The following is a 12,799-nucleotide window of genomic DNA, read 5'->3' on the forward strand; positions in this document are numbered from 1 at the left end:
GGCTTTTCTAGGGGGCGTCCTCAATCGCCGGACGGGCTTGATTTTCAAGCCCGTCCGGCGATTGAGGACCGGGGTCTGGGGCGGAGCCCCAGTTTCGGGAAGGGGCGGGGCTGGGGAAGAAGCCCGCCGCAGGCGCCCACCCCCACCCGGCCACGCCCCCACAAGGTCACCCGGAACCAGGCCGCGCCGCAGCAGTCGTACCGCGCCGCACCAACTCCACCGGCAAAGCCCGCGACCCCGCCACCCCCCCGTCCAGCACCGTCATCAAAGCCCGCATCCCCGCCTCCCCCACCGCCTCCGTCGGCAACCGCACCGTCGTCAGTTCCGGCTCCACCGCCGTGGCCAGGGTCAGGTCGTCGAAGCCGGTCACCGAGATGTCGTCGGGTACGCGCAGGCCCAGCCGCCGGGCCGCCTTGCAGGCGCCGGCCGCGAGGACGTCGCTGTCGCAGACCAGGGCGGTCGCGCGCGGGCCGGGCCCGGCGAGGGCCTGCTCGGTCGCCTCGGTCGCCTCGCCCACGGACAGCGCGGCGTACACGGTGCGCAGCTGAGTACCGCCGGCCTCCCGCAGCGCGGCGGCCAGTGCGCGCTGCCGTTCGCGGAAGGTCCATGAGTCGACCTCGGCGGCGAGGTGGACGAAGCGCCGGTGGCCCAGGCCCAGCAGATGCGCGGCGAGCTGCCGCATCCCGTCGGCGATGTCGAGGTTGACGGTCGCCGACGCCTCCGTGCGGTCCGGGTCGCTGTCGAGCATCACCAGCGGCAGCCCGCCCTCGCGCAGCGCGTCCAGCGCCTCGGCGGCCATCGACGAGGCGATCACGCCGTCGAGGGTCGCGCTGGCGGAGGCGAAGGGGTCCCGGGCCGGGCCGATGCCTTCGGGGGAGGGGTAGAGCACGACGCCCACGCCGTACTGTTCGGCGGCGCGCGCGGTGCCCGTCCAGACCCGGGCGAAGAACTCGTTGGTGAGCGCGGGCACGACGAGCAGTGCTGTCCGGGGGTGTCCCAGCCGCAGGTCGCGGGCCGCGAGATTGGGCCGGTAGCCGAGGCCGCGCGCGGCGGAGCGTACGGCTTCGGCGGTGCGCTCCGAGACCCGGCCGCGCCACTTCTCGCCCATCACGAGTGAGACCGTGGTCTGCGAGACTCCGGCCACCCGGGCGACGTCCCGGCTGGTGGCCCGGGCCACCGCGCGCGGCCCGCGCACCGGCGGCCAGCGTTCTTCCGTCCCACCCGTGCCGCCGGATCCGCCCCTCGTCACTGCTGCCTCCCGTGCTTCCCCCGCCCGCGGCCGGGTTGGACCCGCGGGCTGCGGCCATGGTACGTATGACGACTTCGATCGTTGTACGTAAAACCCCATCAGACGACCCGGGCGAGGACGCCCGGGACCAAGGAGTGCACACCATGGCGGCCGGCTACGCCGAGATGCTCAGAACGCGGTACGCGGCACGGCTGCTCACCGGAACCCTGGTGGGCCGGCTGCCCACCGCCACCGCCTCCCTGGCCATCGTCCTCTTCGTCAAGTCCCAGGACGCGGGCTACGCCCTCGCCGGCGCGCTGACGGCCGTCTACGGCATCGGCAACGCCGTCGGCCAGCCGCTGCTCGGCCGGGCCGTCGACCTCTACGGCCAGCCCCGGGTGATGCTGCCGTCCGCGGTGCTCTCCGCCCTCGGCATGGCGGTCTTCGCCTGGGTCGGCCTGGATCCGCTGCCGCTCGCCTACGCGGCCGTGGCGATCGCGGGTCTGTTCACCCCGCCGCTGGAGGGCGGGCTGCGCGCGCTGTGGCCCTCGGTGCTGGGGAGCGAGGAGCGCATCCACGCCGCGTACGCGCTCGACGCGGTCGCCCAGGAAGTGATGTACGCGGTCGGCCCGCTCATCGTCATGCTGCTGGCCGCACAGTGGTCCCCGGCCGCCGGGCTGCTGGTCATCAACGTGCTCGGACTCCTCGGCGCGCTCGCGGTGGTCACCTCGCCGCCCTCGCGCGGCTGGCGCAGCGAGCCCCGCGAGGCGCACTGGCTGGGCGCGCTGCGCTCGCGCGGGCTGCTCGTGGTGCTCGGGGCCTTCTTCTGCATCGGCTCGGCGCTCGGCGCGATAGCCGTCGCCGCCGTCGCCTACGCCGAGAACCAGGGCGACAAGAACATCTCCGCCTGGCTGCTCTCCGCGCTGGGCGTCGGCGCCCTCATCGGCGGTGTCGTCTACGGCCACCGGCAGTGGGCGGGCGAGCCCGAGCGCCGGCTGCGGCTGATCGTCACCGCCCTCGCGGTGTGCTACGTCCCGCTCGTGCTGGTGCCCGGCGCGATCGCCATGACGCTGCTGGCCGCACTCGCCGGTGTGTTCCTGGCGCCCGCGCTGGCCTGCGCGTTCGTCGTCGTCGACCGGCACGCGCCGCGCGGCTGCGCCACCGAGGCGTTCTCCTGGCTCGTCACCTCCTTCGGCGTCGGCGCCTCGATCGGCAGCGCCGTGGCCGGCCCGGCCATCGAGTGGGGCAGCGACGCCATGGGTTTCGCGGTCTCCGTCGCCGGCGGCGCCGCGGCCCTGCTCGTCCTGCTCGCCACGCGGCATCTCCTGACCGCCCCCAAGGCCCGGGTGGTCGCCGGAAACGTGCCTGAAAATGATCGAACCGGTGCCGCCGAACCCGGTTTCAGCGCAGGGCATCAGGCGTAATGTTCAGGCATGGACCGCCGCATTTTCGGGCTGGAGAACGAGTACGGCGTCACGTGCACATTCCGGGGGCAGCGCCGGCTGTCCCCTGACGAGGTGGCGCGGTACCTCTTCCGCCGGGTCGTCTCCTGGGGCCGCAGCAGCAATGTCTTCCTGCGCAACGGTGCCCGGCTCTACCTCGACGTGGGATCGCACCCGGAGTACGCGACACCGGAGTGCGACAGCGTCATCGAGCTGGTCACCCACGACAAGGCCGGCGAGCGGATCCTGGAGGGGCTGCTCGTCGACGCGGAGCGTCGTCTGCACGAGGAGGGCATCGCGGGCGACGTCTACCTCTTCAAGAACAACACCGACTCCGCCGGCAACTCCTACGGCTGCCACGAGAACTACCTCGTGGCCCGGCACGGGGAGTTCTCCCGGCTCGCCGACATCCTCATCCCCTTCCTCGTCACCCGGCAGCTGCTGTGCGGGGCGGGGAAGGTGCTCCAGACCCCGCGCGGGGCGGTCTACTGCGTCAGTCAGCGCGCCGAGCACATCTGGGAGGGCGTCAGCTCCGCCACCACCCGCTCGCGCCCGATCATCAACACCCGCGACGAGCCGCACGCCGACGCCGAGCGCTACCGCCGGCTGCACGTGATCGTCGGCGACTCCAACATGTCCGAGACGACCATGCTGCTCAAGGTCGGCGCCACCGACCTCGTGCTGCGCATGATCGAGGCGGGCACGGTGATGCGCGATCTGACCCTGGAGAACCCCATCCGGGCCATCCGCGAGGTCAGCCACGACATCACCGGCAGACGCAAGGTGCGCCTGGCCAGCGGCCGCGAGGCGTCCGCGCTGGAGATCCAGCAGGAGTACTACGAGAAGGCCGTGGACTTCTGCGAGCGGCGCGGCATCCGCACCGGCACGGTCGAGCGGGTCCTGGAGCTGTGGGGCCGCACGCTGGAGGCCGTCCGCGAAGAGGACCTGGACCGGATCGCCACCGAGATCGACTGGGTGATGAAGTACCAGCTCATCGAGCGGTACCGGACGAAGAACAACATCACCATGTCCCACCCGAGGGTGGCCCAGATAGACCTCGCCTACCACGACATCCACCGCCGCCGGGGCCTGTACTACCTGCTGGAGCGGAAGGGCCAGGCCGCCCGGGTCTGCAACGACCTCAAGATCTTCGAGGGCAAGTCGGTGCCCCCGCAGACCACCCGGGCCCGGCTGCGCGGCGACTTCATCCGCCGCGCCCAGGAACAGCGCCGCGACTTCACCGTCGACTGGGTGCATCTGAAGCTCAACGACCAGGCGCAGCGCACGGTGCTGTGCAAGGACCCCTTCCGCTCGGTGGACGACCGGGTGGAGAAGCTCATCGCCGGGATGTGACCGGCCGGGGCCGCGCCCGCGCGGCGCCCTCCGGTGCGCGCCGGGGCACGGACGACCGCCGTGACCCGGCGCGCGGCCGTGTCGGCCGGGGTTGCCGGGGCAGACGCAAGCCGTAAAGTGGCGGGCACTGCCCAGCCACCCCCCTAGCCCCGAGTTGGATGATGAAGCTCACGAAGAACACGCGCCGCATCGCGGCGGCGCTGGCCGTGCCCGCCCTGCTGTTCACCGCCGCCGCCTGCGGGGACGAGGGCAGCGGCAAAGGCTCGCCGGTAGCCAAGGTCACGGTCGAGGGGAAGTTCGGTGAGCAGCCGAAGATCTCCACCTCGCCCAAGGACGCGAAGGCGGCCGACAAGCTCGTCGTGAAGACCCTGGTCGAGGGCAGTGGCGAGAAGGTGGAGAAGGACTCCTTCGTCCGCCTGGACTTCGCCGGGCAGACCATGAAGGACGACAAGCCCCTCGGCGGTACCTGGACGATGCAGGAGAAGGCCGGGACCAAGGGCCCGCGCCGGCAGCTCGTCCAGCAGCTCGGCCAGCCCAGCCAGGAGATGCCGGCCAAGGTGCTCGACGCCGTCGTCGGCCAGAAGGCCGGCAGCCGTATCGAGGTCGAGGGCAGCGCGAAGGCGCTCATCGGCGACCAGCTCAACCCGCAGTCCGGGGTCAAGCCCGAGGACGGGCTGGTGTGGGTCATCGACGTCGCCGGCGCCCAGAAGGTCGATCCGAAGGCCGGGGCCAAGGGCGAGCAGGCGGCGCCCGAGGAGGGCATGCCGGAGGTCAAGGCCGAGCCCGGCAAGGCCGCCGAGATCACGGTCCCCAAGGACACCAAGGCGCCCGAGGACCTCAAGGAGCAGGTGCTGATCAAGGGCACCGGCCCGGAGATCAAGGCCGGCGACGGGCTGATCGCCCAGTACACCGGGGTGAAGTGGGAGGACGGCAAGAAGTTCGACTCCTCCTTCGACCACTCCGGCGCCACGGCCTTCCAGATCGGCACCGGCAATGTCGTCCAGGGCTGGGACAAGGGGCTCGTCGGCAAGCACGTCGGTGACCGGGTCCTGCTGGTGATCCCGCCGAAGCTGGGCTACGAGGGCAACCCGCAGAGCGGGCTGGACAAGAACACCCTCGTCTTCGTCGTCGACATCGTCGGCAAGGCCTGAGGCGGGCCACGCGGGCGGACCGGCGGGGCCCCCGGCCGGGACCCCGCCCCCGGTCTGCCAGACTTGCACGGTTATCTGCACGATTCCTGCGTAGGAGCACCGCGTGAACATCGACAAGCCCGAGATCGACTTCCCCGAGGGCCCGGTCCCGACCGACCTGGAGATCACCGAGGTCTGGGAGGGCGAGGGCCAGGTCGCCAAGGCCGGTGACTTCGTCCAGGTCCACTACGTGGGCGTGGCCTTCTCCACCGGCGAGGAGTTCGACGCGAGCTGGAACCGCAACAGGCCGCTGGAGTTCCAGCTCGGTGCCCGCCAGGTCATCGAAGGCTGGGACAGGGGCATCCAGGGCATGAAGGTCGGCGGCCGGCGCAAGCTGGTCATCCCGGCGCACCTCGCTTACGGCGAGCGCGGTGCCGGCGGCGGCGTGATCGCCCCGGGCGAGACCCTGATCTTCGTCTGCGACCTGATGGGCATCGGCTGAGCCCGTAGCTCCCGCCGCGCCGGTTCGAACACCCAGGGCCCGCACTCCCTCACGAGGGGGAGTGCGGGCCTCGGCTTTTGCCGGGCGGCCGCCGGGCGGTACGGTCAACCGTTGAGAACACAAGCAGAGAGGGCGTCGATGGCGATTGCCAAGGCCGAGCGGCTGATGAACCTGGCGCTGTGCCTGCTGGGCACGAGCCGGCCGCTCAGCAAGCGCGAGCTGCGGGCCTCCATCGAGGCGTACATCGAGGCCTTCGGCCCCGGCCGGGCCGCGGGCGGCGGCGCCCCGGGGGACTCCGCGCCCGGCGACGACGCCTTCAACCGGATGTTCGAGCGGGACAAGGAGGACCTGCGCGAGCTCGGCCTGATCATCGAGACCGTCGAGAGCGTCGACGGCGACACCGGCTATCTGGCCCGCCGCGACAGCAACCGGCTGCCCCCGATCACCCTCGACGCCGAGGAGGCCGCCGCCCTGGGCCTGGCCGCCAAGGTCTGGCAGCAGGCCCGTCTCGCCGGTGCCGCCAGCGGCGCCCTGCAGAAGCTGCGGGCCGCCGGCATGCCGCTGGCCGAGGCCGACTACGAGGGGCACGGCGCCCTGGAGCCGCGCATCCCCGTCCGCGAGGCCGCCTTCGAGCCGCTGATGCTCGCCGCCCGGGACCGCCGCCCCGTCGAGTTCGACTACCGCAAGGCCAATGCCTCCCGCCCCGAGCGCCGGCACGTCGAGCCGTGGACCCTGGAGTGCTGGCGCGGCCACTGGTACCTCGCGGGCTGGGACCGCGACCGCGCGGCCGAGCGGGTCTTCCGGCTCTCCCGCATCACCGGCCGGGTCCGCTCCCGCGCGCTGCCCTACACCGCGCCGGTGCCCGACCACTCCACCGTCCGCGAGACCGTCGAGACCTGGGCGGGCGAGACCGCCACCGGCACCGCCCTGATCAGGCTCCGCTCCGGGCACGGCTATCCGCTGCGCGCCCGCGCCACCGCCACCCGCCCGCTCGGCGACGGCTGGGACGAGCTGGAGATCCCCTACGGGCACGGACTGGACGCCTGGCTCGCCGAGTTCGGCCCCGACGTGGTCGTCCTCGGCCCCGCCGAGCTCCGCGCGGACGTGCTCGACCGGCTGCGCGCCGTCGCCAAGGGCTGACCACAGGACGAGGGAACGGGACTTTCACGCCATGGCCACCAACGCCATCGACCAGACCCGGCGGATGCTCTCGCTGGTCACCTATCTGCGCGAGCGCCCCGGCGCCCGCGTCGCCGAGGTCGCGCGCGCCTTCGGCATCACCGAGGACGAGCTGATCGCCGACCTCGACGTGCTGCCCATGTGCGGCACCAGCTTCCGCGGCGGCGACCTGCTGGACATCGACACCGACGGCGAACACATCTGGTGGCACAACCCCGACGCCTCGGGCACCAGCACCGGTGAACCGCTGCGGCTCGCCGCCGACGAGGCCACCGCGCTGCTCGTGGCCGCCCGCGCCGTGGCCACTCTGCCCGGGCTGCGCGAGAGCGACCGGCAGGCCCTGCTCCGCGCCACCGCCAAGATCGAGGCCGCGGCCGGCGAGGCGGCCGGCGCCAGCTCCCGGCTGTCGGTCACCTTCGAGTCCGAGGGCGGCGTCTTCGCCGACGTCGACCGGGCCATCGCCGAGCGCCGCCGGCTGTGGCTGCGCTACTACTCGCCCGCCCGCGACGAGCTCACCGAGCGCGAGGTCGACCCCATCCGGCTGTTCGCCGTCGGCCACACCTACATGGAGGCCTGGTGCCGGCTCTCGGAGGCCCGGCGCACCTTCCGGCTGGACCGGGTCGCCGAGATCCGGCTGCTCGACGAGGTCTGCGACCCGCCGCCGCTGGAGCCCCGCGACCTGTCCGCCGGGCTGGTGCAGCCGGCCGCCGAGGACCCCGAGGTCGTCGTCGAGGTCGGGCCCTGCGGCCGCTGGGTCGCCGAGTACTACCCGCACGACCGCGCCGAGGAACTGCCCGACGGCGGTCTGCGGATCACCCTGCGCACCCCCGACCCCGCCTCGCTGCGCCGGCTCGCGCTGCGGCTCGGCGCCGACGGGCGCATCGTCTCCCCGCCGGAGCTGGTGGCCGGTGCCCGGGACGCGGCGCGCGAGGCCCTCGCGGCGTACGGGGAGTGAGCGGGCCGTTGCCGAAGAACGCGGGAGGGGGCGCGGTGGACGCGCGTACGCACCACAGGGCCGCGGTGTTCAAGGCCGCCTGCCCCGACTGCCGGGGCTGCTTCGAGCTGGCCGCGGGCGCGCTGCGGCTCGCCATCGGCGCCAGCCACAAGACCACCTTCTACTCCTTCACCTGCCCCGACTGCGGTGCCGCGGTCAGAAAGCCGGCGGGGGAGCGGATCGTGGAGCTGCTCACCGGCGGCGGGGTGCGCACCCTGCGGCTGCACATCACCGCCTGACCCGCCACCGATAGGCTCCCGCCATGCTCTGGACCGTGCTCGCCGTCGCCCTCGCCTTCTGCGGAATCGCCGTGCTCGGCGTGCTCGCCGCCCGCGTCCTGACCGAGGTGCGGCGGCTGGCCCGCCAGATCGCCGACAGCTCGGTGCGGATCGCGGGCGCCGCCGAGGAGCTGGAGCGGGCCGCGCTGCCGCTCGCCGGGAACACCGCGCACACGGTGCGCTCCGTGCGCGAGGACTCCGTGCATCAGGGCTGAGCCGGGTCCCGGAGCGGGCGGTAGGCTGGGACGGCGGTCTGCGACGAGGCGGTGGGCCGCAGCCGGGAGTACGCACGGGGATTGTCCGGTGTTCACCCCTGCGCGTTACGATCGCTGACGTGCGGTTGCCGGGAGCAGACCCGGCGGACCGGCTCGCAGCACCCCACCCATGCCGCTTCGGTGAGAAGGTACACGCTTATGTTCGGAAGGCTCGGCGCCCCCGAGATCATTCTCATTCTCGTTCTCATCGTCCTGCTGTTCGGCGCGAAGAAGCTCCCCGACATGGCCCGTTCGCTCGGCAAGTCCGCGCGCATCCTCAAGAGCGAGGCCAAGGCGATGCGTTCGGAGGGCCAGGACAACGCCTCCGCCCCGGCCGACCCGCCCGCCGGCTCCGCCGCCCCCCGTACGATCAAGGCCGCCCCCGGCGATGTCTCCGGCCGTCCGGCGAGCGAGCCCGCCGACCGTACGACGCAGCACTGATCCAGGGACGACCGGGACGGGCGCCGCGCGTGTCCGTCTGCCGCACGAGATAGGGACGTGGGTTGCCCAAGTCTGCCCGCAAGAAGGTGAAGGACCCCGAGGGGCGCATGCCCCTCGCGGAGCACCTGCGCGAGCTGCGCAATCGCCTGGCGAAGGCCGTGCTCGCCATCGTCGTGGTGGCCGTCGCCGCCGCGTTCTACAACAAGCAGATCATGGACTTCCTGTCCAGCCCGGTGCCCGCCTGCCCGGGCCGTGATCTCGCCCAGAGCCACGGCGGCAACTGCGCGATCGTCGTCTTCGGCACCCTGGCCTCACCGTTCGCCACGGTGGTCAAGGTGTGCCTGCTCGCGGGCGTCACCATCGCCTCGCCGATCTGGCTCTACCAGCTGTGGGCGTTCCTCGCGCCGGGCCTGCACAAGAACGAGAAGAAGTACACGCTCGCCTTCGTCTCCACGGCCGCCCCGCTGTTCGTCGCCGGCGCCTACCTCGCGTACCTGATCATGCCCACCAGCATGCGGGTGCTGCTGAGCGTCACGCCCGATGCCGCGGCCAACACCCTCGCCCTCGACGACATCCTCGACTTCACCGTCCGGATGATCCTCGTCTTCGGCCTCGCCTTCGAACTGCCGCTGATCCTGGTCATGATGAACCTGGTCGGCATGGTCACCGGCAAGACGATGCTCAAGTGGTGGCGCGGTGTGGTGATGGCCGTGTTCGTCTTCGGCGCGGTCGCCACCCCCAGCACCGACCCGCTGGGCATGTGCGTGCTGGCCGTACCGATCGTCATGCTCTACTTCGGGGCCGTGGGCTTCTCGATCCTCAACGACCGGCGCCGCGAGCGCCGCAACCCGGACCGGCAGCTCGACGACGACGAGGCCGCCCCGCTGGACCTGACGCCGGAGCCGGTCGGCGACTCCCGGCCGCTGCCCGCGCTGGAGCAGGCCGACGACAGCGGCCACGGACCCGCCCGACGCAACGACTACGACGACGTGACCTGATCCGCACGGCGCGCGGGTCGGAAGACAGGGTCATGAGAGACGCCCCGGGGCACCGGCCCCGGGGCGTCCGTCGTACCCGGGCCCGGGCCCGGTAATGATCGGGTGCGCTGTCAGGGGCTCCCGGTAGGCTCGTAGACAAGATGACCGACGACATGTCCCCTGCTGAGCGCTACGCCGAGGCCCGGCGGCGCGCCACGGAGCAGGCCACCGCCCTCGCCCCGTTCCGCGAGATGTACGACTTCGCACTGGACCCCTTCCAGATCGCCGCCTGCCAGGCGCTGGAGGCCGGGAAAGGCGTCCTGGTGGCGGCGCCGACCGGTTCGGGCAAGACCATCGTGGGCGAGTTCGCCGTCCACCTGGCGCTCTCCCAGGGCCGCAAGTGCTTCTACACCACGCCCATCAAGGCGCTGTCGAACCAGAAGTACACCGACCTCGTCCGCCGCTACGGCGCCGGCAAGGTCGGCCTGCTGACCGGCGACAACAGCGTCAACCCCGAGGCCCCGGTGCTCGTGATGACCACCGAGGTGCTGCGCAACATGCTCTACGCGGGCTCCTCGACGCTCACGGGCCTCGGCTATGTGGTCATGGACGAGGTGCACTATCTCTCCGACCGCTTCCGCGGCGCCGTCTGGGAGGAGGTGATCATCCACCTCCCGGAGTCGGTGACGCTGGTGTCCCTCTCGGCGACCGTCTCCAACGCCGAGGAGTTCGGCGACTGGCTGGACGCCGTGCGCGGCGACACCGAGGTGATCGTCTCCGAGCACCGGCCCGTCCCGCTGTGGCAGCACGTGCTCGCCGGGCGGCGCATGTACGACCTGTTCCAGGAGAAGGCGACCCCCGACGGCACCCCCGGCGGCGGCCGCCGCGAGGTCAATCCGGACCTGGTGCGGCTGGCCCGGATGGAGAACAGCCGTCCCCTGGGCGGCCGCGACAAGCGGCGCGGCCGCAATCTGCGCGAGGCCGACCGCGAGCGCGAGCGCCGGCAGCGGGCCCGGATCTGGGTGCCCAGCCGGGTCGAGGTCATCGAACGCCTCGACGCCGAGGGCCTGTTGCCCGCCATCACCTTCATCTTCAGCCGGGCCGGCTGCGAGTCCGCCGTCCAGCAGTGCCTGTACGCGGGGCTGCGGCTGAACGACGCCGAGGCGCGGGCCCGGGTCCGGGAGATCGTCGAGGAGCGCACCGCCGCCATCCCCGACGAGGACCTGCACGTCCTGGGCTACTTCGAGTGGCTGGAGGGCCTGGAGCGGGGCATCGCCGCGCACCACGCCGGCATGCTGCCGACCTTCAAGGAGGTCGTCGAGGAGCTGTTCGCCAAGGGGCTGGTCAAGGCGGTCTTCGCCACCGAGACCCTGGCCCTGGGCATCAATATGCCCGCCCGCTCGGTGGTGCTGGAGAAGCTCGTCAAGTGGAACGGCGAGCAGCACGCCGACATCACCCCCGGCGAGTACACCCAGCTCACCGGCCGGGCCGGGCGGCGCGGCATCGACGTCGAGGGGCACGCGGTCGTGCTGTGGCAGCGCGCCATGGACCCGGCCGCGCTCGCGGGCCTGGCCGGCACCCGCACGTATCCGCTGCGCTCCAGCTTCAAGCCGTCCTACAACATGGCGGTCAATCTCGTCTCGCAGTTCGGCCGGCACAGATCGCGGGAGCTGCTGGAGACCTCCTTCGCGCAGTTCCAGGCGGACCGCTCCGTCGTCGGGATCTCCCGCCAGGTGCAGAAGAACGAGGAGGGCCTGGCCGGTTACCGCGAGTCCATGACCTGCCACCTGGGCGACTTCGACGAGTACGCCCGGCTGCGGCGGGAGCTGAAGGACCGCGAGACCGAGCTGGCCAAGCAGGGCGCCGTGCAGCGCCGGGCCGCCGCGGCCGCCGCGCTGGAGCGGCTGCGCCCCGGCGATGTGATCCACGTGCCCACCGGCAAGTACGCGGGCCTGGCGCTGGTGCTCGACCCCGGGCTCGCGGCGGGCCGTACCGACCGGCACCGCGGCTTCGAGGCCCACGACGGGCCGCGTCCGCTCGTCCTGACCGCCGAGCGGCAGGTCAAGCGGCTCGCGCCGATCGACTTCCCGGTCCCGGTCGAGGCCCTGGAGCGGGTGCGCATCCCCCGCTCGTTCAATCCGCGCAGCCCGCAGTCGCGGCGCGATCTGGCCTCCGCGCTGCGCACCAAGGCCGGGCACATCGTGCCCGAGCGGCACCGCAAGGCGCGGTCGGCGGCCGTCGACGACTCCGAGATCGCCCGGCTGCGCTCCGCGATCCGCGCGCACCCCTGCCACGGCTGCTCCGACCGCGAGGACCACGCCCGCTGGGCCGAGCGCTACCACCGGCTGCTGCGCGACAACCGCCAGCTGGAGCGGCGTATCGAGGGACGGACGAACACCATCGCCCGTACCTTCGACCGGATTTGCTCGCTGCTGACCGGTCTGGGGTATCTGCGGGGCGACGAGGTCACCGAGGACGGCCGCAGGCTGGCCCGGCTGTACGGCGAGCTGGATCTGCTGGCCGCGGAGTGCCTGCGCGACGGCGTGTGGGAGGGGCTGAAGCCGGCCGAGCTCGCCGCGTGCGCGTCCGCCCTGGTCTTCGAGGCGCGGGCGGCCGACGACGCGGCCCCGCCGAAGCTGCCGGGCGGTCCCGCGAAGGAGGCGCTCGCCGAAATGGTGCGTATCTGGGGCCGGTTGGACGCCCTGGAGGAGGACCACCGGATCAACCAGGCGGAGGGCGTGGGCCAGCGCGAGCCGGACCTCGGCTTCGCCTGGGCCGCCTACCGGTGGGCGTCCGGGCACAGCCTGGACGAGGTGCTGCACGAGATCGAGATGCCGGCCGGTGACTTCGTGCGCTGGTGCAAGCAGGCCATCGACGTCCTCGGCCAGATCGCGGCGGCCGCGCCCGCGGACAGCTCGGTGCCGCGCAGTGCCCGCAAGGCGATGGACGGGCTGCTGCGGGGTGTCGTGGCCTACTCGTCGGTGGGGTAGATTCCCTGACTCGCCGAGCCCTCCCGGCTGT

12 protein-coding genes are annotated in these 12,799 nt (G+C 72.5%); 11 read left to right on the forward strand and 1 reads right to left on the reverse strand.

The genetic code is table 11. From position 1 onward, the window contains the following. Positions 1-166: 166 nt before the first annotated feature. The gene (locus tag ACFP1Z_RS23700) at positions 167-1,195 is read right to left on the reverse strand and encodes a LacI family DNA-binding transcriptional regulator (RefSeq protein ID WP_390319491.1); all 1,029 of its coding nucleotides are present in this window, start codon (positions 1,193-1,195) and stop codon (positions 167-169) included. Between the two features lie 197 nt (positions 1,196-1,392). On the opposite strand from ACFP1Z_RS23700, the gene ACFP1Z_RS23705 reads away from it, so the two are divergent. From ACFP1Z_RS23705 to ACFP1Z_RS23755, 11 genes are all read left to right on the forward strand, one after another. Further along, entirely contained in the window at positions 1,393-2,652 is a 1,260-nt protein-coding gene (locus tag ACFP1Z_RS23705; RefSeq protein ID WP_390319221.1) for an MFS transporter, read from the forward strand. Between the two features lie 9 nt (positions 2,653-2,661). Further along, positions 2,662-4,023, forward strand: coding sequence for a Pup--protein ligase (gene pafA / locus ACFP1Z_RS23710; RefSeq protein WP_390319223.1), 1,362 nt, complete (start codon positions 2,662-2,664; stop codon positions 4,021-4,023). A 161-nt stretch (positions 4,024-4,184) separates the two neighbouring features. Next, positions 4,185-5,174 carry an FKBP-type peptidyl-prolyl cis-trans isomerase gene (locus tag ACFP1Z_RS23715; protein WP_390319493.1) on the forward strand — a complete coding sequence of 330 codons (990 nt, stop codon included), beginning with the start codon at positions 4,185-4,187 and terminating at the stop codon, positions 5,172-5,174. 103 nt (positions 5,175-5,277) lie between these two features. Beyond that, a complete protein-coding gene (locus ACFP1Z_RS23720; protein ID WP_390319225.1) occupies positions 5,278-5,655 on the forward strand; it encodes an FKBP-type peptidyl-prolyl cis-trans isomerase in 378 nt (125 codons plus the stop codon). A gap of 138 nt (positions 5,656-5,793) precedes the next feature. Continuing rightward, positions 5,794-6,795, forward strand: coding sequence for a helix-turn-helix transcriptional regulator (locus tag ACFP1Z_RS23725; RefSeq protein ID WP_390319227.1), 1,002 nt, complete (start codon positions 5,794-5,796; stop codon positions 6,793-6,795). A gap of 31 nt (positions 6,796-6,826) precedes the next feature. Continuing rightward, a complete protein-coding gene (locus ACFP1Z_RS23730; protein WP_390319229.1) occupies positions 6,827-7,789 on the forward strand; it encodes a helix-turn-helix transcriptional regulator in 963 nt (320 codons plus the stop codon). Between the two features lie 35 nt (positions 7,790-7,824). After that, positions 7,825-8,067, forward strand: coding sequence for a hypothetical protein (locus ACFP1Z_RS23735; RefSeq protein ID WP_390319230.1), 243 nt, complete (start codon positions 7,825-7,827; stop codon positions 8,065-8,067). Positions 8,068-8,090: 23 nt separating this feature from the next. Beyond that, on the forward strand, positions 8,091-8,321 hold the full coding sequence (locus tag ACFP1Z_RS23740) for a hypothetical protein (protein ID WP_390319233.1): 231 nt from the start codon (positions 8,091-8,093) through the stop codon (positions 8,319-8,321). 198 nt (positions 8,322-8,519) lie between these two features. Next, positions 8,520-8,801 carry a Sec-independent protein translocase subunit TatA gene (gene tatA, locus ACFP1Z_RS23745; RefSeq protein ID WP_390319234.1) on the forward strand — a complete coding sequence of 94 codons (282 nt, stop codon included), beginning with the start codon at positions 8,520-8,522 and terminating at the stop codon, positions 8,799-8,801. Positions 8,802-8,908: 107 nt separating this feature from the next. Beyond that, the gene (gene tatC, locus ACFP1Z_RS23750) at positions 8,909-9,799 is read left to right on the forward strand and encodes a twin-arginine translocase subunit TatC (protein WP_390319494.1); all 891 of its coding nucleotides are present in this window, start codon (positions 8,909-8,911) and stop codon (positions 9,797-9,799) included. A gap of 140 nt (positions 9,800-9,939) precedes the next feature. Beyond that, on the forward strand, positions 9,940-12,768 hold the full coding sequence (locus ACFP1Z_RS23755) for a DEAD/DEAH box helicase (RefSeq protein ID WP_390319236.1): 2,829 nt from the start codon (positions 9,940-9,942) through the stop codon (positions 12,766-12,768). Positions 12,769-12,799 lie beyond the last annotated feature (31 nt).

Origin of the sequence: Streptomyces gamaensis, from assembly GCF_042656465.1 — a bacterium.
GTDB classification, from domain to species: Bacteria; Actinomycetota; Actinomycetes; order Streptomycetales; family Streptomycetaceae; genus Streptomyces; species Streptomyces gamaensis.